The organism is Thermococcus argininiproducens, from assembly GCF_023746595.1.
Taxonomy (GTDB): Archaea; Methanobacteriota_B; Thermococci; order Thermococcales; family Thermococcaceae; genus Thermococcus_A; species Thermococcus_A argininiproducens.
Genome location: NZ_CP080572.1, coordinates 933,222 through 955,070 on the forward strand (window position 1 = coordinate 933,222; position 21,849 = coordinate 955,070).

At 40.5% G+C, this 21,849-nt stretch carries 21 protein-coding genes and 6 tRNA genes; 20 read left to right on the forward strand and 7 right to left on the reverse strand.

The annotated features are described in order from the left end of the window. Positions 1 to 1,065, reverse strand: a complete 1,065-nt coding sequence (locus K1720_RS04915; protein ID WP_251950364.1) for a thiamine ABC transporter substrate-binding protein — start codon at positions 1,063 to 1,065, stop codon at positions 1 to 3. 117 nt (positions 1,066 to 1,182) lie between these two features. On the opposite strand from K1720_RS04915, the gene K1720_RS04920 reads away from it, so the two are divergent. Together K1720_RS04920 and K1720_RS04925 are read left to right on the forward strand one after the other, a co-directional pair. After that, positions 1,183 to 1,260 (forward strand) — tRNA-Gly (locus tag K1720_RS04920). Between the two features lie 62 nt (positions 1,261 to 1,322). Beyond that, positions 1,323 to 1,508 (forward strand): hypothetical protein, encoded by a 186-nt coding sequence (locus K1720_RS04925; protein ID WP_251950366.1) that lies wholly within the window; start codon positions 1,323 to 1,325, stop codon positions 1,506 to 1,508. Here the strand turns inward: K1720_RS04925 and K1720_RS04930 are convergent. Together K1720_RS04930 and K1720_RS04935 are read right to left on the reverse strand one after the other, a co-directional pair. Further along, positions 1,486 to 3,669, reverse strand: a complete 2,184-nt coding sequence (locus K1720_RS04930) for a hypothetical protein (RefSeq protein ID WP_251950368.1) — start codon at positions 3,667 to 3,669, stop codon at positions 1,486 to 1,488. The genes K1720_RS04925 and K1720_RS04930 overlap by 23 nt on opposite strands. 166 nt (positions 3,670 to 3,835) lie before the next feature. Then, complete coding sequence (locus K1720_RS04935; RefSeq protein WP_251950370.1) at positions 3,836 to 4,618, reverse strand: BtpA/SgcQ family protein; 783 nt, start codon at positions 4,616 to 4,618, stop codon at positions 3,836 to 3,838. 302 nt (positions 4,619 to 4,920) lie between these two features. Here K1720_RS04935 and K1720_RS04940 point away from each other — a divergent pair, with 302 nt between their 5' ends. Continuing rightward, positions 4,921 to 5,490 carry a PH domain-containing protein gene (locus K1720_RS04940; RefSeq protein ID WP_251950371.1) on the forward strand — a complete coding sequence of 190 codons (570 nt, stop codon included), beginning with the start codon at positions 4,921 to 4,923 and terminating at the stop codon, positions 5,488 to 5,490. A 68-nt stretch (positions 5,491 to 5,558) separates the two neighbouring features. Here K1720_RS04940 and K1720_RS04945 read toward each other — a convergent pair whose 3' ends face one another. Beyond that, positions 5,559 to 6,143, reverse strand: a complete 585-nt coding sequence (locus K1720_RS04945) for an RNA ligase partner protein (RefSeq protein WP_055282370.1) — start codon at positions 6,141 to 6,143, stop codon at positions 5,559 to 5,561. 87 nt (positions 6,144 to 6,230) lie between these two features. On the opposite strand from K1720_RS04945, the gene K1720_RS04950 reads away from it, so the two are divergent. The 11 genes from K1720_RS04950 to rpl12p all read left to right on the forward strand — a co-directional run bounded on the left by K1720_RS04950 (position 6,231) and on the right by rpl12p (position 13,707). After that, positions 6,231 to 7,427 (forward strand): L-arabinose isomerase family protein, encoded by a 1,197-nt coding sequence (locus K1720_RS04950; RefSeq protein ID WP_251950373.1) that lies wholly within the window; start codon positions 6,231 to 6,233, stop codon positions 7,425 to 7,427. A 55-nt stretch (positions 7,428 to 7,482) separates the two neighbouring features. Beyond that, complete coding sequence (locus K1720_RS04955; protein WP_251950374.1) at positions 7,483 to 7,638, forward strand: hypothetical protein; 156 nt, start codon at positions 7,483 to 7,485, stop codon at positions 7,636 to 7,638. Positions 7,639 to 7,640: 2 nt separating this feature from the next. Then, positions 7,641 to 7,820, forward strand: a complete 180-nt coding sequence (locus K1720_RS04960) for a class III signal peptide-containing protein (RefSeq protein WP_251950376.1) — start codon at positions 7,641 to 7,643, stop codon at positions 7,818 to 7,820. A 400-nt stretch (positions 7,821 to 8,220) separates the two neighbouring features. Continuing rightward, positions 8,221 to 9,042: a D-aminoacyl-tRNA deacylase gene (locus tag K1720_RS04965; protein ID WP_251950378.1), complete on the forward strand. Its 822-nt coding sequence runs from the start codon at positions 8,221 to 8,223 to the stop codon at positions 9,040 to 9,042. 130 nt (positions 9,043 to 9,172) lie between these two features. Then, entirely contained in the window at positions 9,173 to 10,294 is a 1,122-nt protein-coding gene (gene ftsZ / locus K1720_RS04970; protein ID WP_251950380.1) for a cell division protein FtsZ, read from the forward strand. Positions 10,295 to 10,419: 125 nt separating this feature from the next. Then, the gene (locus K1720_RS04975) at positions 10,420 to 10,608 is read left to right on the forward strand and encodes a protein translocase SEC61 complex subunit gamma (protein ID WP_055282362.1); all 189 of its coding nucleotides are present in this window, start codon (positions 10,420 to 10,422) and stop codon (positions 10,606 to 10,608) included. A gap of 18 nt (positions 10,609 to 10,626) precedes the next feature. Next, complete coding sequence (locus tag K1720_RS04980) at positions 10,627 to 11,085, forward strand: transcription elongation factor Spt5 (RefSeq protein ID WP_251950383.1); 459 nt, start codon at positions 10,627 to 10,629, stop codon at positions 11,083 to 11,085. A 13-nt stretch (positions 11,086 to 11,098) separates the two neighbouring features. Continuing rightward, positions 11,099 to 11,590 carry a 50S ribosomal protein L11 gene (locus tag K1720_RS04985; protein ID WP_251950385.1) on the forward strand — a complete coding sequence of 164 codons (492 nt, stop codon included), beginning with the start codon at positions 11,099 to 11,101 and terminating at the stop codon, positions 11,588 to 11,590. An 81-nt stretch (positions 11,591 to 11,671) separates the two neighbouring features. After that, complete coding sequence (locus K1720_RS04990) at positions 11,672 to 12,322, forward strand: 50S ribosomal protein L1 (RefSeq protein WP_251950387.1); 651 nt, start codon at positions 11,672 to 11,674, stop codon at positions 12,320 to 12,322. A gap of 5 nt (positions 12,323 to 12,327) precedes the next feature. After that, positions 12,328 to 13,344, forward strand: coding sequence for a 50S ribosomal protein L10 (locus K1720_RS04995; protein ID WP_251950389.1), 1,017 nt, complete (start codon positions 12,328 to 12,330; stop codon positions 13,342 to 13,344). 48 nt (positions 13,345 to 13,392) lie between these two features. Then, positions 13,393 to 13,707, forward strand: a complete 315-nt coding sequence (rpl12p, locus tag K1720_RS05000; RefSeq protein WP_251950391.1) for a 50S ribosomal protein P1 — start codon at positions 13,393 to 13,395, stop codon at positions 13,705 to 13,707. A 158-nt stretch (positions 13,708 to 13,865) separates the two neighbouring features. Here rpl12p and dcd read toward each other — a convergent pair whose 3' ends face one another. Next, positions 13,866 to 14,336 carry a dCTP deaminase gene (dcd, locus tag K1720_RS05005; protein ID WP_251950393.1) on the reverse strand — a complete coding sequence of 157 codons (471 nt, stop codon included), beginning with the start codon at positions 14,334 to 14,336 and terminating at the stop codon, positions 13,866 to 13,868. A gap of 47 nt (positions 14,337 to 14,383) precedes the next feature. Here dcd and K1720_RS05010 point away from each other — a divergent pair. Continuing rightward, a tRNA-Arg gene (locus tag K1720_RS05010) sits at positions 14,384 to 14,459 on the forward strand. 432 nt (positions 14,460 to 14,891) lie between these two features. Here the strand turns inward: K1720_RS05010 and K1720_RS05015 are convergent. Continuing rightward, positions 14,892 to 14,969: transfer RNA gene (locus K1720_RS05015), tRNA-Ile, on the reverse strand. Positions 14,970 to 14,977: 8 nt separating this feature from the next. Next, positions 14,978 to 15,053: transfer RNA gene (locus K1720_RS05020), tRNA-Asn, on the reverse strand. A gap of 98 nt (positions 15,054 to 15,151) precedes the next feature. Between K1720_RS05020 and K1720_RS05025 the strand changes: the two genes are divergently transcribed. The 5 genes from K1720_RS05025 to K1720_RS05045 all read left to right on the forward strand — a co-directional run bounded on the left by K1720_RS05025 (position 15,152) and on the right by K1720_RS05045 (position 21,846). Next, positions 15,152 to 15,228, forward strand: a tRNA-Thr gene (locus tag K1720_RS05025). Positions 15,229 to 15,239: 11 nt separating this feature from the next. Further along, positions 15,240 to 15,317 (forward strand) — tRNA-Pro (locus K1720_RS05030). Positions 15,318 to 15,500: 183 nt separating this feature from the next. Beyond that, on the forward strand, positions 15,501 to 15,749 hold the full coding sequence (locus K1720_RS05035; protein WP_251950395.1) for a DNA-directed RNA polymerase subunit H: 249 nt from the start codon (positions 15,501 to 15,503) through the stop codon (positions 15,747 to 15,749). A 17-nt stretch (positions 15,750 to 15,766) separates the two neighbouring features. Then, positions 15,767 to 19,123, forward strand: a complete 3,357-nt coding sequence (locus K1720_RS05040) for a DNA-directed RNA polymerase subunit B (protein WP_251950396.1) — start codon at positions 15,767 to 15,769, stop codon at positions 19,121 to 19,123. 5 nt (positions 19,124 to 19,128) lie between these two features. After that, positions 19,129 to 21,846: a DNA-directed RNA polymerase subunit A' gene (locus tag K1720_RS05045; protein ID WP_251950398.1), complete on the forward strand. Its 2,718-nt coding sequence runs from the start codon at positions 19,129 to 19,131 to the stop codon at positions 21,844 to 21,846. Positions 21,847 to 21,849 lie beyond the last annotated feature (3 nt).

The following is a 21,849-nucleotide window of genomic DNA, read 5'->3' on the forward strand; positions in this document are numbered from 1 at the left end:
TCACGCACGAGCCTTTATTATCTCTTCTGGACTTTTTCCTTCTACCATAAGTGCGGTCCACTCTTTGATCCAGCGTTCAAAGTTTTCTTTGATGTAAGTTGGCTCGAGAGTCACTGGCTTTATCTCGTTTGGTTGTACTGCGTATTCAAAGACTTCTGGAAGTTTAACATTTGGATTCACTGGATACATCCATTGGTTAGTGGGAATTGCACTCTGGAACTCTTCAGTGAGCATAAATTCTATGAATTTCTTTGCTAACTCCCTGTTCTTCGCTCCTTTTATTATCCCGGCTCCTTCTATTTGCATGTAGTTGCCTTCTTCGAATGCTATGGCCTTTACATAGGTTATGTTGTCATAGTAAACTGTTGCGGCGGGAGATGTCGCATAGCTAAGCACAAGAGGAAATTCACCGTTCATAAATGCTGTCCAAGCTTCTGTCCATCCCTTAACTATGTAAACATCATTATCCTTAAGCTTTTGCCAGTAATAGAGGTATCCGTCGTCACCATAAACTGCTATTGTCCATAGTAGAAACGCTGCACCAGGAGAACTTGTTCTTGGGTCTTCAATAACAAGTTTGCCTCTCCATTCTGGTTTTGTAAGATCTTCAAGACTCTTTGGTGGGTTTTGGATCATGTCTTCTCTATAGTTTATTGCTATGTAGCCATAGTCGTAAGGAGTTAGATGGAATGTTGGATCAAATATTAGGTTTTCGGGAATGAGTTTTATGTTCTCCGGTTTATATGTCTCTAGGACTCCTGCCTCGATAGCTTTTGCCAAAAGGCTGTTATCTATGCCTATAACTAAGTCCGCCCTTGGACTGTCTTTCTCTAGGATAAGCCTGTTTAGTACCTCTCCAGCATCCCCAATAAGCTGTAGTTCAACTTTAACTCCATATTTCTCCTCGAACTTTGGAATTACTTCGCTTGCAAGATATTCAAAGCTGTCGTACGAGTAAATAACGAGTTTTTGCTCTTCTGTCTGGGTTGGTTGTGTTTGTTGGTTGATGCATCCCAGTGCTGTTGCTATAAGTACAAGACTTAAAATAATTGCAAGCTTCTTCATATCCTTCACCTAAAACCGATTTTTATATGTACATAACCTTGTTCTGGAAGTGATTTAAAAACCTTCCTCATCGCAAACTTTATAAATCCAAATCCACTCATGTTAAAACAGCTACATGCGGTGGTAGTCTAGCCTGGTCTAGGACACCGGCCTTCCAAGCCGGTGACCCGGGTTCGAATCCCGGCCACCGCACCAAGTTAATTTTTAGGTACTTTCTGTTCTCTAAACTCTTAAATATTAGGGGATTCACTTATTTCTTGGTGAGATTAATGTGTGGACTCACAAAAGAAAAGCTTGCTCAACTTTTGAAAGAGGCTGAAAGGGCGCATGCTGAATATGAAAAAAAGCTTGGAAAGAGAGATGAAAACTGGCCCGAGTGGTATGCGGAATATATAATAGAAAAACTCAAAAAGGAAAAAATTAACCAAAAAGATCTCCTATAATCTCCACGATCCTGTACACTTTTATCACTATCTTCACCACAAAGATCCTTAGAGTTCTCCCAAACCCGACACCGCTGTATCTTATCTCCCCCATCTTCAATGCATTTACTCCCGTGCTCGCAGGGTCTTCTGAGTTTATGATTCTTCTTGCAACGCCTTCATTTGTCCATACCCTCATCGTGGGGTTTGAAATTTTGCCTTTTGAAAATTCCATTATATAACCCCCTTCTGTCACAACGCCTATATTGAGGATGCTTTCGTTTTCAAGCGTTATCTCAAGGTCTATCCTCTCATTTCCAGCTATCCTTTTAATGAATCCGGGCATATTATCGGCATTTTCGTTGTATGTGGGAACATACTCTCTTAGAAGGTCAAAGAGTGTTTGCTCTTCGACGACTTCAATGGGTTTGGGCTCAAGCTCATTTATGCCTCCTGTGCTTATCATGAGCCCCATTATATTGTACTCAACGAACATTTCTGCATCTCCTGACCATTCAACCTCAATGAGGTTTTCTTCTCCTAGAATCCTCTCATCCACAAGATACACAAGTTCATAGGCATCCAAATCCGGTTCCTCATCATATGCAATGATGGGCTCGATTAGCTCTAACTCCAACTCGTTCTCATTTACGTAGAGTTTTATATTCTCAAGGAAATACTCTCCATATTCAATAACCACAGGAGTTGCTTCAACGAGTATGCTCACATAAGGCTGGTTGTTCGGATCGAGCTTTATCACTTTCAAAAACTCCTCATCCAGATCCCAAGAAATTTGTCCGGTTCTTTTGGCAGTCTCTCTTGGGGGCACCGTCTGCTTTACGGGATCTTTTATCGCTTTATCAAGGGCTGTTTCTGTCCTTTCTCTATTTCCATGGTCGGAAACCCAGAATATCAGCTGCTCGTTTTTGTTCATTTTTTTGCTTACATTTATAATAGCCTCAAAAAGAGCCTTTTTTGTACCGGGTCCATCTACATAAGTTGGCACATTTGTGCCATCAGGCATGGTTTTTCCATTTCCTGCTAGAGCTATTATATTCTCATCGGTAAACCCCTGCTTTTTAAGTGCTTTATATGCTCTATCTAGGTTGTTCCAGTGTCTTTTGCTGTCAGCATCCCCAGCAAAAAGGATGGCATGCTTACTTGCCACATTCGAACCGTCAGCTTTCTTTCCTATCTTTATACTGTCGCCCTTCCCAATCGAAGTGTACTGAGGAGTTTCCTTGAAGCCCAACCCGTAAGGGCCACGTGCATCCTGTTGCTCGGCCCTTTTGGCCATCTCTTTCATTGTGGGAGCATCTCTACCCGTCCTTTCTAACTCCTCTCCGACCTCCTTTGGGTAGTAGCCTTCGGGCCTGGTAAATCCCCTTTTACTCATTTCAGGCCAACTGGCTGGCGTGTAGCCATCAGCAAGGCCCCAAGATGTTTCATCATGCTTAGAAGCACTCAAAAAGGCCGCATCCCCCGTTCCTTTTAACTTTTCTTTAAGGTCGTCAATCATTCCTCCACCAAAGCATTGGTTGAAAATGAAGACCATATTTGCGTAGCCCGTTCTGTTGGCTATCCACATCTTCATCATGTTCGCGAGTTGCCAATCGTAGACGTAGCCTCCAGAGCTTGTCACAATGCTGCTCGCGTACTCATCCGGCTGGTCGTGGAAGTATGAACATTCCTCAGAATAGAGAACTGCTGGAGTGGTTTTAACTTCTATGAGTACTTTTCCTTTTCCGGAATTTATTATGTATCTGCCTGGTTTGCTTATCTTTATAGAACCAGAGCCAATTGCGGTGTTAGGTAAAATATCATTGTATTCCTCTAAATTCACGTCTACAGTTATCTCGCTCAGTGGAGAGCATTCGTTGTGGGTGTAGAGAAGTATCTTGGAAATATAACCCATTCTCCCCTTTAGAGTATCCCAGTCATAGTATATCATGGAAATATCTCCACTTTTACTTTCATGACCTGTGTGGACTATTTTATATTTCCCTACTATATCAGCATACCCGTTCCATCCATCATCCATGTCTTCGTTAAGAGAAACACCTAGAAGATAAACGGTTACTTGGATTGCAGGAGAGCCTGGAGGATCGAAATGTGCAGCAACTGAAGACAACATTAAGCTTAAGCTGAGTATTAAAGTCAACAATACCCACCATTTTTTCATTACTAATACCTCCTTTACCTGTGCACCAAAATCGGAAGATTGAAAAGATCTCCATCAAATTATTAGTGGATTTAGAAAAGAGACTGTATAAGTAATATCTCATTACCTTCTAAGAATCCTCACCAAGGCTCAAGTAGTATAAAACAGTGAAATTAAGAAGAATATTTCAAAGGTTTTTCCGAAGTTTTGTTGCCAGCTCTACGATTTTTCTTGCTCTTTCTGCATCAATTTCATTTTTAGTTTTTCCCTCTTTTTTTATCCAAGTCCCTATTATGAATCCATCCGCGTATTTCCACAGTTTTGGTAAATTCTCATAAGTTGTTCCGGAACCTACCAAAACTGGAACACTTGAGAGTTCTTTGGATATCTTAAGCTTTTCTAAATTTACTTCGTTGCCAGTTCTCTTGCCGCTTATTATCACAGCATCAGCCAGACCTCTTTCAATAGTGTCGTTTAAAGCCTCTTCAAAATCTCCAAAGTGGTAAGCATGTTTGACGTGAACATCAGCAAAAATTTTGATTTTCGATGGCAAGAGTTTTCTGAGGTTTGCAAGTTCATGAGCCGCTCCCTCGATTATTCCTTGGTCTGTATAAGCTACACCACTTAAGACGTTGACTCTTATAAAATCGGCTTTTACAGCATAAGCTATGGAATAAGCCGCTATAGCATCGTTTCTGAGGACATTTATACCGAGGGGTAGTGAGATTTCCTCCTTAATTGCCTTTGCAATAACACTCATAGAGGCCACAGTTATGGGCTCAACAGTTTTTGAAAAAGGCACATCATTGAAGTTTTCGATCATTATGGCATCAAAACCAGTGTTCTCAATTTTTCTCGCTTCACTAATTGCATGTTCAATGATCTCAGTGAAATTGTCTTCATAATGATAAGAACCAGGTAAAGGTTTGAGATGAACCATTCCAATGAGCACCTTTCTTTCAAAATTCATACGATCACCGTAAATATGAAAACACGATTATGGTAATAAGTTTTTCCTAATGTTACTGTTGTTTCGTTTTGAAGTTTTCTCTGTGAGGCCATCATCTACTCAGACACCCTCAAGCTCAGAAACTGCAACTCCAGCGACACAAGAGGAAGGACTTGTGGAGTTGGTGCACTTATAGCTTTTATTTTAGCTCTGTTACTTTTCCAGAGGAGAAGTGAATCTTCTATTTGTTTTCTTTTATTAACTTAGAAAGCAATGGACAAGGTTATATATTCTTATAGGATAATGTGAAATGGTGAGAGTGCATGAAGGAAAAACTTCCGAAAGGAGTCCTGGAAAACCTTGCCCCAGATGAAGAAGTTCTCTATGCAATAAGAAAGAAATTTAGTCTTGAAGCAAAGCCTAAGTGGCTTGTAGTGACTGATAGAAGGATTATTTATATAGATGAGAAAATTTTGGGGAGATATGAACTGACAGCAATACCGTATGAGAAGCTTGAACTAGTTTATACCAAAGTTGGAAAACTCTATTCCGAGTTTTTAATCAAAAGGGAAGATGGAAGTGAGATTATCCTACCAAGAATGGATAAAGAGGAAGCAAAGAAAGCAATAGGGGCCATAAGAGATGCATTAAACGAAATTGCTGTTGAACCAGTTTTAATTGAGAGAAAGAAACACTTAATGAGTGAAGAGTGGATAATTCATAAGCCAAGAGAAATCGTGAGTAGGGGGATACGAATGGAGCCAAGGAAAGCCATAATCAAACAAGAAGATCCACTTGAAAAGCTTAAAAAGCTCAAAGAACTCTACGATATGGGCGTACTCTCTCAAGAAGAATATGAAGAAAAGAGAAAGAAGCTTCTAGAACAAATCTGATTCTGTATATTTTCTCTAGTTCTTTCCTAACATGCCTTTTAATTCTAAAAGGTTAGTTTGAAAAAAGCTTAGACCTTTTCTATTAACTCATCTAAAACTTCCTTGAAGCGAGCAGCATCGATCCATTTAATGCCCATTTTCTGGGCCCATGTTAGAATACCAACATCTGCAGAGACTATTGTGGCATCTAGTTCTTTGGCAAGTAATATAAGCTCAAAATCTTCTTTACTATCAACTATTCCTTCTCTTAAAGCTTTTCTATAATTTCTCCGAAGTTTTTGTATAATTGTATTTACGTTCTGGCTATCCACTACACTCTCTCTAACGGCTTTTTCTGCAACTCTGAGTCCTTTATCAATTCTCCTTCGTATGTCTTCAATAAGTTCATAAACAACGAAAGCAGGGATTTTAATATCATGAACATTGGGTGGTTTCTTGACAATATAAATTTCTATATTTGGAGAAACCTCTTCCAGTTCAACAAAATGGGTGACCTCTTTGTAAATTCCAGGTGGCATGTAGAACTCTACTCTCCCAAAAAGACGCTCAGCATATTCTAAGAATTTTTTCATAGCTTCGGTAGGGTTTTCTCCAAACTTATTTCTGATATCGGGATTTACAAAAATACTTGTATCAAGGATAAAGCGAATCATTTTTATCACACTCTATTATTGTATCTCAGACCTTAAAACGGTAACCTTAAATTCTTTCTACTCCTTAACATTCTGGAGGTTGGTGAGATGAAAGTAGGAATAGCGTTTGGGATTAGTGAAATAGCAGACCCTAAGGCCTTTGAAGAAAAAGCTTCCAAGTTTTTAATGAAACTTGTGGATGAATTTGAAATAGAAGGTGGCACTTTTATATCTTCAAAATCGGACACTAGAGAGGTAGACTTTAAGGATGTAGACATCATTGTTATTTATCCCCTTACAGGAGGAACTGAAAATGCGTTGAAAGAATTTGTTTATTATAGAAAGCCGATAATTCTTTTTGGAGACTCTTTCAATAACTCCATTGCTGCAGCTATTGAGCTTAGGGAATATTTTAGGGACAACCTAATCCCGACAGCACTTGTGAAGAGCATTAGTGAACTAAAAGCAGCCATTTTAGGGTATGAGGATATAAAAAACATGCTTGATAAATTCCTCAACATTAGATTGGGTCTTATAGGAAGGACTTCGATTTGGCTGATAAATGAGAACTTCGGACTTCCTTATATTCATATAAGTTTGAAAAAATTCTACGAGTATTATGATGGAACTACTGAAGCGGAAGGCTGGAAGGCTGTGGAGGAAATTATTGCAAAAGCCAAGGAGATTAAAGAACCACAAAGAGAAGATCTTGTAAAAGCTGGTAGAATATATGTGGCTCTTAAGAGAATAATTAATGATTACAAATTGGATGGGTTTGCCATAGGATGCTTTGAAATGCTTAACAAACTTAATGCAACTCCCTGTTTGGCATTAGCAATGCTGAATGCAGAGGGGATTCCTGCTGCGTGTGAAGGAGAGCTAAATTCCCTATTAGGGATGCTTATAGTGAGAAAATTCTTTGACAAACCAGCTTTTATGGGCAACATAGCAGATTATGGAGAGAACCATATAATCTTGGCCCATTGTACTGCTCCACTAATTGCCAGCTATATTTTAAGGTCACACTTTGAAAGTGGGAAAGGTGTAGGCGTTGCAGTAAGTCTTCCAAAAGGGAAGGCCTCTTTACTAAAAATTAGAGGAAGAAAGGCAGTGGTAGCAGGAGTTGAAGTTTTGGGCCAAGAGAGGAGTAAGCATAGATGTAGGACCCAATTAAAGCTTAAAATAGAAGAAGCAAAAGATTTCATTGATGGAACTCTTGGAAACCATCACCTGCTAGTGTATGTGGATAGTGAAGAGCTTGCGGACCTTTTGAGTGAACTTGGTTTTGAAGTTATGCTTTACTAGCCATCTTTTCTTTTTGACTAAACATTTATTAATATCTTTGATAGTTATTCTTTATATGGTGGTTAGAATGGATGAAAAAGAGAAAAAGATATTAATGTATGTATTGGATAAATTGGTGGACTTTGTTGTCATAACCAGTGCAGTTGCAGTTGGATTTATTATTGCATCGGGTTTCGTAGCAAAGCAAATAGCTCAAGCATTTGGGGGATAAACATGAAAAGGAATGCCCAAGCAGCCATAGAATATTTGATGATGGTAGCTATTATATTGATAATTGTTTTTGTGGTAATTCGAATAGTTAGGCAAACTGTATTAAATGCGGCTCAAAACATTCAAAACTTAACTCAGACAATTATTCAAGAATTAGAAAAGGCAAGAGAGGGAGGAGGTTAACTTCTGAGTTTTTTCAAATAACTTAAGGGCAATAATTACAGCATATCCAGAGCTACTGGCACAAAATGGGGTGTTATACTTGCCAATCATATTACACCGATAATCGATAATTATTTCTTTTCTTAGGTTTTCTGAAATCCTTCTGTTGAGGAGATTGCTAGTAGGTACATTACATAACACTAGTACTAGTTTTCCGTGTTTATCGTTGATTCATAGGTTGCTGAGTACATTTTCTGTTTTTAAGATGATCCTAACGATTAAGGAAAGGGCTATACTTATGATACCACTTACTAGTAATGTTTGCTCTTTTATTCATCATAATTTTTATTGGAAGCTCATCCCACTTGGGAGTAGGCAAAAGTTTTTATGATTTTTCTCAGTGATTTGTAGGGGATATAAAATGAAAGTTGTAATGACAACAAAAGTGGATTTGGCTTCTATGAACATCAGACAAAAATTAACTGAAAATTTCGGATTTAAAGAAACCGATCAAGAATTTGATGATAGTGTGGTCTATCAGAACAGAGAGACCATCTTATTAACTACAAATAGGGAAATGATATACTATGATAACCTTGATTTGGAGATAAAAAGACAGCTTGGAATAACCCCTGAGATTATAATATTTGCATCAAGGCACTCAAGTCAGCAAAGATTGCCCGCTTTAACAACACATGTTACAGGTAACTGGGGAAAAGCTATGTATGGAGGAAAAGATGATAGTTTGGCCCTTTCCCAACCAATAGCGATGAAACTGGCACTTTTAAAGCTAAATGAACTTAATGATTTGGGATGGACAGTGTGTTATGAGGCCACGCACCACGGACCAAGTGAACTTAATGTGCCCTCTTTATTTATAGAAATTGGATCTAGCGAGGAGGAGTGGAAAAATGATAAAGCAGGGGAGATCGTTGCAGAGACTATCTTGTACGTGATTAATAATTATGATAGAAATCACAACTTTAAAACAGTGATTGGGATCGGTGGTGGTCATTATGCTCCAAAACAAACCAAGACTGCGCTAGATTCGGAACTTGCATTTTCTCACATAGTGGCAAAATATGCACATCCTATTTCAAAGGAGATGCTTCTTAAAGCTATAAACAGGACTTCAGGTGTAGTAAATGGTATTTATGTGGATTGGAAGGGTAGTAAAGGGGAAACGAAACAGGTGGCTAGAGCTATTGCAGAAGAATTTGATTTGGAGTTTATTAAGGACTAACAAAGAAGCGAAATGTTTAAAGGTTTAAAAGTACACATTTAAATATCAGTTGAACTAACTTAGCTAAGGTTTATATATGTAGAGAATGTGAAAAAACATTTAGAACTGTTATCGGCCGGAGGGTGAAAAGATGTTGAAATTGATTGAAAATGCAATAGAAAGAACATCTGCAGGAGCAAGTACTCCAGTTGAAGTTCAAACACCAACTTCTGACATTGATGAAGAACTTAAGAAAATTCTGGAACAAGTGCAAGCAAAAATCTATGTTATTGGTGTTGGTGGGGCTGGATGTAATACTATCAATAGGATGATGGAAGTTGGAATTCAAGGAGCAAGAGTAATTGCTGTCAATACTGATGCTCAAGATCTTTTAAAGATAAGAGCCCATAAAAAAATCCTGATTGGAAAGGACCTTACAAGAGGACTTGGTGCAGGAAACAATCCAAAAGTTGGTGAAGAAGCGGCGAAAGAGAGTGAAAGGGATATTAGGGATGCTCTTGAAGGGGCCGATATGGTGTTCATCACTTGTGGTCTTGGTGGGGGTACTGGTACTGGTGCGGCCCCAATAGTTGCTGAGCTTGCAAAGAAAATGGGAGCTCTAACAGTTTCAGTAGTCACACTCCCATTCACAGTTGAGGGAATAAGAAGAATTAAAAATGCAGAGTATGGTCTTGAAAGACTCAGAAAGAACAGTGATACTGTAATTGTGATCCCCAATGATAAACTTATGGAAGTTGCCCCGAATTTGCCAATTCAAATGGCATTTAAGGTTTCAGATGAGATTCTTGTGCAAGCTGTTAAAGGCATTACAGAGCTCATAACCAGACCAGGTCTAATCAACTTGGACTTTGCTGATGTAAGGGCTGTGATGAAAGACGGTGGCATTGCTATGATTGGTATTGGAGAGAGTGACAGTGAAAAGAGGGCATTAGAAGCCGCAAACCAGGCTTTGAACAGTCCTCTCTTGGACGTTGATATAAGCGGTGCTAAGGGAGCATTGATAAGTATTGCTGGAAGCGATGTTAAACTTGAGGAGGCCCAACAGATAATAGAACTGGTTACAAGTAAACTTGATCCAGAAGCCCAGGTTATTTGGGGAATTCAGTTAGATCATGATCTTGAGAAGACAATAAGAGTGATGGTCGTTGTTACTGGAGTAAGCTCCCCATATGCTGTTGTTGAGGAGGCAGAGGCACCATATTCTTTTGAAGAGGAAAGAAAGATCGTTAAAATTGATTTAACTGAGCTTTAGAGGGCTTTGTTTTGTCTTTACTTTTTCATGAATTTTTCCTAAAGTTGTAGGTCTACTGAGTAATAAGGATAACTTTTAAATACTCTATGAATAGTCAACTCTGAAGGTTGTGAGGGGTGTGGAAAATGGCAGAGAGCTATATGGAAAAGTTTAAGAGTTTCCTCTCTGAGTCCAAGAGGGTTTTCCTAGTCACAAAAAAACCGGGTTGGAAAGAATACAAACTTGCTGCTAAAATAACGGGCATTGGGATAATTTTGGTTGGTATTATTGGGATGCTCATCCGTGTTATTGGCTCTTTAGTTCAAGGAACTTGAGGTTAATCGGTGATAAAGATGAGTGAGAACAAAATATTTGCAGTACGTGTAACAGTAGGTCAAGAGGAGAATACAGCTAAGCTTATTTACAGTAAGGCCAAAACTTACGGCTTGCCCATTATGGCTATATTATCTCCCTCAAAAGTTAGGGGGTATATTTTTGTTGAGGCCATAGAAAAAGCTGCTGTGGATGAGGCAATAAGAGGCATCAGGCATGCAAAAGGTACACTTCCAGGACCAATCTCATTTGGTGAAATAGAGCATTTTCTAGAAGAGAAACCTGCTGTTAGTGGATTTGAGCCAGGAGATATCGTTGAATTAATTGCTGGTCCATTTAAGGGTGAGAAAGCTAAAGTTGTCAGAGTTGATGAATCAAAAGATGAGATTGTTGTTGAACTAATTGGGGCAATAGTACCAATCCCCGTAACTGTTAGAGGAGAATACGTTAGGCTTATAAGCAAACGCTCAGAGGAGTAGAGGGGTGAAGAGAATGGCAAAGAAACAAATCGTTGAGGTGTTAGTTGAAGGTGGTAAAGCTACTCCCGGTCCTCCATTGGGTCCAGCTATTGGTCCACTGGGATTAAATGTTAAGCAAGTTGTTGACAGAATAAACGAGGCAACAAAAGACTTTGCTGGAATGCAAGTACCGGTCAAGATTATTGTTGATCCAGTGACGAGGCAATTTGAGATAGAAGTGGGGACTCCACCAGTAAGCCAACTCATAAAGAAGGAACTAAGTCTAGAAAAAGGATCGGATGAACCTACAAGAAACATTGTGGGTAATCTAACAATGGAGCAAGTAATTAAAATTGCAAGGGCAAAGAAACAGCAAATGCTAGCAGCTGACTTAAAAGCAGCTGCCAAGGAGGTTATTGGAACAGCTTTAAGCATGGGTGTCACTATTGAAGGCAAGGATCCAAGAGAAGTGCAGAAAGAGATTGATGAAGGAATTTATGATGAAGTATTTGCAAAGGAAGAGTGAGGGAAAAGTTTAAAAATCTCCTCTTTTACGAATTTTTGATTTTTCCTTCCAGTTTAAATAAAAAAGAGGGAGGTCAGAAAAATGGCCTTTGATAGGCAAAAAATCGTGGAAGCGGTGAAGGAGGCAAAGGCCCGGGCTAAGCCGCGTAACTTCACACAGACCTTCGAAGTGGCAGTAAACCTCAAGGATATTGACCTTAAAAAACCTGAGAATAGGTTTAAGCTTGAGGTTGTTCTGCCACATGGTCGTGGGAAGGAACCAAAAATCGCGGTCATCGCTGATGGTGCCGTTGCCGAGGCGGCTAAAAAGCTCGGGCTTAGGGTAATTAGTGGTGAGGAATTGGAAGAATTGGGGAGCAATCCAAGGGCTGCGAGGAAAATAGCAAAGAACTACGACTTTTTCATTGCGGCTGCCCCATTGATGCCAAAAATTGGTAGGTACTTGGGTAGATATTTAGGTCCAAGAAACAAAATGCCTGTAGTAGTTCCTCCAATGGTAACAGACCTTACCCCATTCGTTGAGAAACTTAAAAAGACCGTTAGAATACAACTTAAGAACAATCCAGTAGTCCATGCTCCAGTTGGTACTGAGGCTATGGAAGACGAGAAACTTGCTGAAAACATTGAGACAGTACTCAATGCAATAATAGGAAAACTTGAGAGGGGAGAAAACCAAGTCAAGTCAGCATACGTCAAAACAACAATGGGCCCAGCTGTAAAAATAGAGGGGTGATATAGATGGCTCATGTTGCTGAGTGGAAGAAAAAAGAAGTAGAAGAACTTGCTGAGCTTATCAAAAGTTACCCAGTAGTTGCACTGGTAGATGTGGCAGATGTTCCAGCTTATCCATTATCAAAGATGAGAGAGAGCCTTAGGGGTAAGGCAATTTTCAGGGTTTCAAGAAATACATTAATTGAAATTGCCCTCAGAAAAGCAGCACAAGAACTTGGAAATCCTGAGATTGAGAAGCTTGTTGATTACATTCAGGGTGGAGCAGGAATACTTGTAACTGAGATGAATCCATTTAAGCTCTATAAATTCCTTGAAGAAAGCAAAAAGCCAGCTCCAGCAAAACCTGGGGTTCCAGCACCAAGAGACATTGTAGTTCCAGCAGGTCCGACACCACTATCCCCCGGACCTCTTGTTGGTGAGATGCAAGCTTTGGGAATTCCTGCAAGAATTGAGAAAGGTAAGGTATCAATACAAAAAGATACAGTTGTATTAAAAACAGGCGAGATTATAACTCCTCAACTGGCTAATATACTTAATCAGCTTGGAATTGAGCCTCTTGAAGTAGGTCTCAAGCTACTCGCAGCTTATGAGGATGGTATTGTTTACACTCCAGAGGTACTTGCAATTGATGAAGAACAATACATTAGCATGCTTCAACAAGCTTATATGCACGCGTTTAACTTGTCAGTTAATGTGGCATATCCAACGAAGCAAACAATTGAAGCAATTATACAAAAGGCATTCCTGGGTGCAAAGAATGTCGCTGTGGAAGCAGGTTATGTTACCAAAGAGACTGCTGGAGATATACTTGGCAAGGCCTTCAGAATTGCATTGCTCATAGCTCAAGAGTTACCAGAGGAGTTGCTTGACGAGAAGACCAAAGAGCTTTTAAACCAACAAGCACAAGTTATAGCGGCTCAGCCTCAGCCAGCTGAAGAGGCTGAGGAAAAAGTTGAAGAAGAAGAGGAAGAGGAGAAGGAAGAAGAGGAGGCTCTCGCTGGCTTGGGAGCCTTATTTGGCTGATGCGCATCTAATAATGGGAAAATAAAGATAACTTGGAGGTGTAAGGAGATGGAGTATGTATACGCTGCTTTATTGTTACACGCTGCTGGTAAGGAGATAACTGAGGAGAACATAAAGAACCTCCTTCAAGCTGCTGGTGTGGAAGTTGATGATGCAAGAGTGAAGGCTCTAGTTGCAGCCCTTGAGGGAGTTAACATTGAGGAAGTTATTGAGAAAGCTGCAATGCCAGTTGCAGTTGCAGCTGCTCCAGCTGCAGCTCCAGCTGCTGAGGCTGCAGCAGAGGAAGCTCCAGCAGAAGAGGAAGAAGAGGAAGAGGAGAAGGAAGAAGAGGCGCTTGCTGGACTTGGTGCACTCTTCGGCTGAAATCTCTTCTATTTTCTCCTTTCAATTATATTTATAATGCAACACCTTTTTAAAGCTCTTGCACTCTGCTTATAATGTATGAATTACTATTTCTGAACCAAAGGGTAAAAAGTAGGGTTTTGAGGGTACATTTTGTGAAAATTGAAGAAAATAAAAACTCATTTCATTTTTCTTTTTGAAAGTTTTAAATGTTGGCTTCCTTGGTAAGTGCCACGGTACGGTTTGCTTGAGGGTTCTTCAAGGCAGTGGAATGCTATTTGTACAAATCTTTCTCCGTAGTAAAGCACCACCTCTTCTTCAGAGGAGTTGAACAGTGCCAAGGTGAGGTTTCCGTCCCATCCTGGATCGACCCAAGCAAAACTTCCTAAAAGACCTTCCCGTGCAAAGGTGCTTCTTAGCCTCATGTCACCCATGACATCATCGGGGAGTTTCACTCTTTCTAGGGTTAGTATTAGTGCATGACCTTTAGGAGGAATAGTCACTTTCCCTTCTTTTTCGACATCTATGAACTTCCCATTTACCATAGCTTCTTTTCCAACCCTCAGATCGTAGCCTGCCGGTTGAAGAGATTTCTCGTTGAAAGGTTCAATCAGTATTTCCTTTCTAATTTTATGATCTGGGAGTATCATTTTATCACCGCAACTTTTATGTAGGCACCGTGTTATAACTTTTTTGAGGGCCCGTGGCCTAGGGGATTGGGCGTCGGCCTTCGGAGCCGAAGGTCCCGGGTTCGAATCCCGGCGGGCCCGCCAAAATACCGGTTTCTTATAGTTTCTTTCGAACAACAAGTTATTTTAAGCTCTTAAATTCTTTAATGAGAAACTGTGATCTATGGAACTTTCGTTTCACCGAGTTCCTAAAAATCTTTTAAGTTCTATGTTTATTAGGGTGATATCATATGGCATCAAAAGTGAAATGTTTTTCTACTGTGGAAGCTGATAAAATTAGGTATTTTGAACTATTAGACATTAGAGGATATCTCTTCAAAAATCATCACTTAATTGGAGTTTATGTTGAGGATTACCTCATCTGGATAGATCCAGAAAAACTTCCTGAATGGGTTCATAAAAGACTTTTAACTAAACGAAAGTGCGTATTAAAGTTAGAATTTGAGGAAGGTTTATTATATGGATATCTAGTGGATTTAGAGTCTCAAGAAGAGTGGCTTGTTTTTGAAAAGGAAGTGGTGGGCCCGGGGGGCTTTGAACCCCCGACCACGCGGTTATGAGCCGCGCGCTCTGACCAGGCTGAGCTACGGGCCCATATTGATTGGCGCCGCCGGCCCGACTTGAACGGGCGACCACCGGATTAACAGTCCGGCGCTCTACCGACTAAGCTACGGCGGCACGAACCCAATGATAGGGAGTATAAGTGCATTTATAAAGCTTACGGTATGGTTTTAGCGAAAAGTTTATATACTCACTAGGGCCTTCTTCATTTCGGTGCCCCGGTAGCCTAGCCTGGTGGGGCGGCGGACTTGTAATCCGCAGGCCGCGGGTTCAAATCCCGCCCGGGGCTCCAGTCATTACAATGGGGCCGTGGGGTAGCTTGGTCTATCCTGCGGGCTTTGGGAGCCCGTGACCCGAGTTCAAATCTCGGCGGCCCCACCATCAAAATGTGCATAAGCGCACATCAATAGCCTCTCATGCGTTTCAAGGGAATTCTTAAACTTTACGCAAACAATATAAACCCTCTTTCAGACTAAACTCTCGAAAAGCTTATATACTCAAATTAAAAGCTGGAGGTAGTGAGAGGGTGTACCTTCTAAAAAATTTTAAAGGGGGCAATTCTCTGTGACGGCGAAAAAAACCTTTACAATATTTGATCATGTGTTAGTTCCTGAGCATAGGGTACTAAATGAGGAAGAGAAGGAAGAATTACTGAAAAAATACAATATTAAGCCTTCTCAGTTACCACAAATCAAAGCAAGTGATCCGGCAGTTCAGGCACTTGAGGCTAAGGTTGGGGATGTAATAGAAATAAAAAGAAAAAGCCCTACTGCGGGGGTTTATTACTATTATAGAATTGTTGTTGAAGATTGAAGTTTTGAGGTGAGAACATGAGAGGTCCTACTGTTGTTGAGGTTACTCCGGATGATCTTTGGCATGTTATGAAAAGCTACTGGGATGAAAAAGGGCTTGTAAGACAGCATCTTGATTCTTATAATGCCTTTATTGACCACGGAATGCAAGAGGTAATTAACGAATTTGGTGGGGTTAAGCCGGATATACCAGACTTTGAAGTTAAATTTGGAAGGATAAGGCTTGGAGAACCAGAATTTCAGGAAGCCCACGGGCAAAGAAAGCCTTTATATCCTATAGATGCTAGAATTAGAAATTTAACGTACTCCGCTCCAATTTTCTTGGAGATGATACCAGTCGTAAAGGGAATTGAACAAGAACCTGTGGAAGTGAGGATTGGAGAACTTCCGGTAATGCTTAAGTCTAAAATCTGTCGCCTTTACAACCTGAGTGCTGAAGAGCTTATAGCATATGGAGAGGATCCAAGAGATCCAGGGGGATATTTCATTATTAATGGGTCTGAAAGGGTTATTGTATCTATCGAGGATTTAGCTCCAAACAGAACTCTTGTTGAAATTGATGAAAGGCAGAATAGGTATATAGCAAAGTGTTTCTCATATAGACATGGTTATAGGGCGTTAATAACTGTAGAAAGAAGAAAAGATGGGTTGTTGTATGTTTCAATCCCCAATGTACCAGGAGTTATTAAGTTTGTGCACCTTATGAGGGCCCTTGGACTCGAAAGTGATAAAGAGATAGTTGATGCTGTGAGCAATAACCCTGAAGTTCAACAAGTTCTCTTTGATAACTTGGAAGATGCAAGTGATGTACAAACTCAAGAAGAGGCTTTGGATTATATTGGAAAAAAAGCAATGCCTGGACAACCAAGAGAATATCGGCTTAGAAGGGCCCAATCAATAATTGACAATAATCTCCTTCCACACATGGGAGTGACCCCTGAAGATAGGATAAAGAAAGCATACTATCTAGGAATGATGGCACTCAAAGTTATTGAACTTTCACTTGGACTAAGAGGCGAAGATGATAAAGACCACTATGCCAGTAAAAGGCTCAAACTCGCTGGTGATCTTTTAAGAGATCTTTTCAGAGTTGCATTTGGTCAACTTGTGAAGGACATGCAATATCAACTAACTAAGACTTACCAAAGAAAAGGAGAAAAATACACTTTTCAGGATATCCAAAGGTTTGTGAGGAACTCTGTGAGACCGGATGTGTTAACTGAAAGAATTGAACATGCTCTTGCAACCGGGGCTTGGCCGGGAGGAAGGACTGGTGTTAGTCAATTGCTTGATAGAACTAACTACATGTCCACACTTTCTCACTTAAGAAGAGTTACTTCTCCATTAAGCAGAGATCAACCTCATTTTGAGGCAAGAGATCTGCATGGAACCCATTGGGGAAGAATATGTCCTACTGAGACCCCAGAAGGTCCTAATTGTGGACTGGTTAAGAACTTGTCTCTTATGGCTCAGATTACTACAGCAATTTCTGAGGAAGAAGTGTTTGCATATTTGGAGAGTCTTGGAATAGTTCATATTGAGGAGAAAAGGCCTGAACCTGAGGACTGGAGAATTTATCTTAATGGAGTCCTTATTGGTACTTACAGAGACGGTGTGGCATTGGTTAACAGAATAAAAGACGACAGACGAGCAGGAAGGATAAGTGATGTGATAAACGTAGCATACTATGAAGATGTCAGGGAAATTTACATCAACAGCGATGATGGTAGAGTCAGAAGGCCTCTCATTATAGTGGAAAATGGTGTTCCAAAATTGACCAAGGAGCATATAGAAGCGATAAAGAACGGCACATTAAAATGGAGCGATTTGGTGAGAATGGGTGTTATTGAATATCTTGATGCGGAGGAAGAAGAGAATGCTTACGTTGCCACTTGGCCATGGGAAGTTAGTGAAGAGCATACACATTTGGAAATAATGCCTGCTGCCATCCTAGGATTGCCTGCTTCACTTGTTCCATATCCAGAGCACAACGCTGCTCCAAGAAACACCTATGGAGCCGGTATGGCCAAGCAGAGCCTTGGTTTGGGATGGGCTAACTTCAGAATAAGAGTTGATACTAGAGGCCATTTGATGCATTATCCACAGGTTCCACTTGTTAACTCGAGAATTATGGAAGCTGTAGGTTTTGAACAAAGACCTGCTGGTCAAAACTTTGTAGTTGCAATTCTTAGCTATAGTGGATATAACATGGAAGATGCTGTTATTATGAATAAGGCCTCAATTGAGAGGGGATTGGCAAGATCAACATTCTTCAGGACATATGAAGCTGAAGAAAAGAAATACATGGGTGGACAAACTGATAAATTTGAAATCCCAGATCCAACCGTTAGAGGATTCTTAGGTGAAAAGTACTATAGAAATCTTGACGAAGATGGAATAGCATTCCCAGAATCAAAGGTTGGAGGAAAAGATGTTCTAGTTGCAAGAACATCTCCACCGAGATTCCTTGAAGAACAAACTAGTTTGGGAGCTGGAATCTTACAGGGAAGAAGGGAAACAAGTGTTACAATGAGACCCGGAGAAGAGGGTATTGTGGATAAGGTTATTATCACTGAAACAGGAGATGGTACTAAACTCGTTAAGGTAACCGTTAGAGACCTTAGAATCCCAGAGTTTGGAGATAAGTTTGCTTCAAGACATGGACAGAAAGGTGTGATTGGACTTATAGTTCCTCAGGAGGACATGCCTTGGACAGAGAATGGAATAGTACCAGATCTCATAGTTAATCCACACGGTATTCCGTCTCGTATGACTGTTGGTCAGCTAATTGAAGCAATAGGTGGAAAGGTAGCATCTCTAAAAGGAAGAAGGATTGATGGAACGGCATTTATTGGGGAACCAGAGGAAAAACTTAGAAAAGAACTAGAAGAACTTGGCTTCAAGCACTCTGGAAGAGAAGTTATGTATGATGGAATTACGGGGAGAAAGCTTGAGGCAGATATCTTTGTGGGTGTCATTTACTACCAGAGGCTTCACCATATGGTAGCTGATAAACTCCACGCCCGTTCAAGAGGACCAGTACAGGTTCTTACAAAGCAACCAACTGAGGGTAGAGCTAGAGAAGGTGGTTTAAGATTTGGTGAAATGGAACGTGACGTGCTTATAGGACATGGGGCATCAATGCTATTAGTTGAAAGATTGCTAGAAGAAAGCGATAAGACAGAAGTATGGGTATGTGAGAGCTGTGGACATTTAGCAGTCGAAGATAAGCGTAGGGATAAGGTTTACTGCCCTGTATGTGGAGAAGAGGAGAATATAAGTAGGGTAGAGATGAGTTATGCATTCAAGTTGTTGCTTGACGAGATAAAGGCGATGGGTATTAGGCCATCATTAAAACTTAAGGAGAGGGTGTGATAGTCATGCATTCAATGAAAAAGGTCATTGGGAGTATTGAGTTTGGTGTGCTCTCCCCTCAAGAAATTAGAAAAATGAGTGCTGCAGAAATCACAGTTCCAGACACCTACTCAGAGGATGGTTATCCAATAGATGGGGGTCTAATGGATAGAAGATTGGGAGTCATAGACCCCAACCTTAGATGTGAAACCTGTGGTGCTAATTATAAGGAGTGTCCTGGTCATTTTGGGCATATAGAACTTGCAAGACCAGTGATCCATGTTGGATTTGCTAAAACAATTTACAGGACTCTTGAGAGCACTTGTAGGGAATGTGGAAGAATTAAGCTTACAGATGAAGAGATTGAGGAGTATATGGGCAAGCTGAGTATAAACGAGGCTAGAAAGAGCGAAATTGATGCATTAATATCAGAGATCCATAAAAAAGCAAAAGAGAGAATGGTATGTCCTCACTGTGGGGCCCCTCAATTTCCAATAAAATTTGAGAGACCAACAATATATTGGGAGATAAGAACTGACGAAGAAGGGAACGAATATAGACACAGAATGATGCCTAGTGAAATAAGAGATAGGTTTGAGAAGATTATCGATAAGGATTTGCCACTTTTGGGACTTGATCCTGAGAAATCACGGCCTGAGTGGATGATACTCACAGTCCTGCCAGTCCCACCAGTCAATGTGAGACCTTCAATAACACTTGAAAGTGGTATAAGGGCCGAGGATGATCTTACACACAAGCTTGTTGATATTATAAGAATTAACGCACGTTTAAAGCAAAACATTGAAGCTGGAGCCCCGCAACTTATTATCGAAGACCTTTGGGATCTTCTGCAATATCACGTTACTACATATTTTGACAATGAAACCTCAGGAATTCCTCCGGCAAAACACAAAAGTGGAAGGCCTCTTAAGACTCTTGCCCAAAGACTTAAAGGTAAGGAGGGAAGATTCAGGAAGAACCTTAGTGGTAAACGTGTTAACTTCTCCGCTCGTACAGTAATCAGTCCAGACCCCATGATAAGTATAAATGAAGTGGGAGTTCCTTTGGTAGTGGCAATGGAACTTACTATCCCAGAAAAAGTCACTGAATTCAATATTGAAAAATTAAGGAAAATGATTCTCAATGGCCCGGAAAAATATCCTGGAGCAAACTATGTTATAGATCCACAAGGTAGAAGAATTCGTCTCATGGAAAGCAATAGAGAGACTATCGCTAACATGATCGATATTGGGTGGACTGTTGAAAGACATCTCCTAGATGGGGATATTGTTCTGTTCAATAGACAACCCTCACTTCACAGAATGAGTATCATGGCCCATAGGGTTAGAGTAATGCCATATAGGACGTTTAGGCTCAATCTAGCAGTTTGTCCGCCGTATAACGCTGATTTCGATGGAGATGAAATGAACCTTCACGTACCACAAACAGAAGAGGCTCAAGCAGAAGCTAGGATTTTGATGGAAGTCCAGAATCATATTTTATCTCCAAGGTACGGTGGGCCAATTATTGGAGGTATTCAAGATCACATATCGGGAGGATATCTCTTAACTAGGGAAGGGGCATATTTCACTAAATATGAAGTGGAGCACATGCTAATGTTCGCAGGAGTCGAGGTAAAAGAGCTTCCAAAACCAGATAAAGTTGAAAATGGTGTTGAGTACTGGAGTGGAAAGACTATATTCTCCCTGCTACTCCCTGAAGACCTAACAGTATGGTACAAAAACAAATTATGTGATGATCCATCTCAATGTGAGCCTATTGAAAAGCTTATTGAAGAGAAACTCATTCCAAGCGAAGAAGAGATTAGAAAGGTGGCCACAGACGGATTTGTTTACATCTTAAAAGGTAAATTGCTCAGTGGTGCAATAGACAAGAAGGCATATGGTAGAGAAGATGGTAAGTTGTTAGACATTATAGTTAGGGAGTATGGCGTTGAGAGAGCTAGACAGTTCCTCGATCAAGTGACGAAATTGGCAATATGGGTTATCACCCACAAGGGATTCACTACTGGAATAGACGATGAAGATCTTCCTGGAGAGGCTAAGGCAAGAATTAGAGAGATAATAATGGAAGCAGAGGATAAAGTACGGAGACTTATAGAGGCATACAGGAATGGAGAGTTAGAGCCTTTACCAGGTAAAACCTTAGAGGAAACTCTTGAAAGCAGGATAATGGCGGTTCTATCTGAGGCTAGAGATAACGCTGGTAAAGTTGCAGAGAAGTACTTGGGTATGAATAATCATACTGTCATCATGGCCAAAACTGGAGCAAGAGGTAAGATTCTCAACATCACTCAGATGGCCGCTATGCTTGGTCAGCAGTCTATTAGAGGTAAGAGACTGTATAGAGGATATAGGAGCAGAGTATTAAGTCACTTCAAGCCTGGAGACCTTGGTGCAAGAGCAAAAGGTTTCATAGTAAATTCATATAAGAGCGGTTTAACACCTCAAGAGTACTTCTTCCATGCAATGGGTGGTAGAGAAGGTCTCGTTGACACTGCTGTTAGAACAGCACAAAGCGGTTACATGCAACGCAGACTTATAAATGCTCTACAGGATCTCAAAGTAGACTATGATGGAACTGTGAGAGACCCAACAGGAATTGTTGTGCAGTTCAGATACGGTGAGGACGGAGTGGACCCAATGAAGAGTTGGGGAGGAAAAACTGTGGATATTGATAGGATTATAACAAGAACATTGATAAAGCTCAGGGAAAAGGGGTGAAGG

Excerpts from the sequence above, each read along its gene's own strand:
- K1720_RS04915 (WP_251950364.1), bottom strand. The coding sequence starts at position 1,065 with ATGAAGAAGCTTGCAATTATTTTAAGTCTTGTACTTATAGCAACAGCA.
- K1720_RS04930 (WP_251950368.1), bottom strand. The coding sequence starts at position 3,669 with ATGAAAAAATGGTGGGTATTGTTGACTTTAATACTCAGCTTAAGCTTA.
- K1720_RS04935 (WP_251950370.1), bottom strand. The coding sequence starts at position 4,618 with ATGAATTTTGAAAGAAAGGTGCTCATTGGAATGGTTCATCTCAAACCT.
- K1720_RS04940 (WP_251950371.1), top strand. The coding sequence starts at position 4,921 with ATGAAGGAAAAACTTCCGAAAGGAGTCCTGGAAAACCTTGCCCCAGAT.
- K1720_RS04945 (WP_055282370.1), bottom strand. The coding sequence starts at position 6,143 with ATGATTCGCTTTATCCTTGATACAAGTATTTTTGTAAATCCCGATATC.
- K1720_RS04950 (WP_251950373.1), top strand. The coding sequence starts at position 6,231 with ATGAAAGTAGGAATAGCGTTTGGGATTAGTGAAATAGCAGACCCTAAG.
- K1720_RS04955 (WP_251950374.1), top strand. The coding sequence starts at position 7,483 with ATGGTGGTTAGAATGGATGAAAAAGAGAAAAAGATATTAATGTATGTA.
- K1720_RS04960 (WP_251950376.1), top strand. The coding sequence starts at position 7,641 with ATGAAAAGGAATGCCCAAGCAGCCATAGAATATTTGATGATGGTAGCT.
- K1720_RS04965 (WP_251950378.1), top strand. The coding sequence starts at position 8,221 with ATGAAAGTTGTAATGACAACAAAAGTGGATTTGGCTTCTATGAACATC.
- ftsZ (WP_251950380.1), top strand. The coding sequence starts at position 9,173 with ATGTTGAAATTGATTGAAAATGCAATAGAAAGAACATCTGCAGGAGCA.
- K1720_RS04975 (WP_055282362.1), top strand. The coding sequence starts at position 10,420 with ATGGCAGAGAGCTATATGGAAAAGTTTAAGAGTTTCCTCTCTGAGTCC.
- K1720_RS04980 (WP_251950383.1), top strand. The coding sequence starts at position 10,627 with ATGAGTGAGAACAAAATATTTGCAGTACGTGTAACAGTAGGTCAAGAG.
- K1720_RS04985 (WP_251950385.1), top strand. The coding sequence starts at position 11,099 with ATGGCAAAGAAACAAATCGTTGAGGTGTTAGTTGAAGGTGGTAAAGCT.
- K1720_RS04990 (WP_251950387.1), top strand. The coding sequence starts at position 11,672 with ATGGCCTTTGATAGGCAAAAAATCGTGGAAGCGGTGAAGGAGGCAAAG.
- K1720_RS04995 (WP_251950389.1), top strand. The coding sequence starts at position 12,328 with ATGGCTCATGTTGCTGAGTGGAAGAAAAAAGAAGTAGAAGAACTTGCT.
- rpl12p (WP_251950391.1), top strand. The coding sequence starts at position 13,393 with ATGGAGTATGTATACGCTGCTTTATTGTTACACGCTGCTGGTAAGGAG.
- dcd (WP_251950393.1), bottom strand. The coding sequence starts at position 14,336 with ATGATACTCCCAGATCATAAAATTAGAAAGGAAATACTGATTGAACCT.
- K1720_RS05040 (WP_251950396.1), top strand. The coding sequence starts at position 15,767 with ATGAGAGGTCCTACTGTTGTTGAGGTTACTCCGGATGATCTTTGGCAT.
- K1720_RS05045 (WP_251950398.1), top strand. The coding sequence starts at position 19,129 with ATGCATTCAATGAAAAAGGTCATTGGGAGTATTGAGTTTGGTGTGCTC.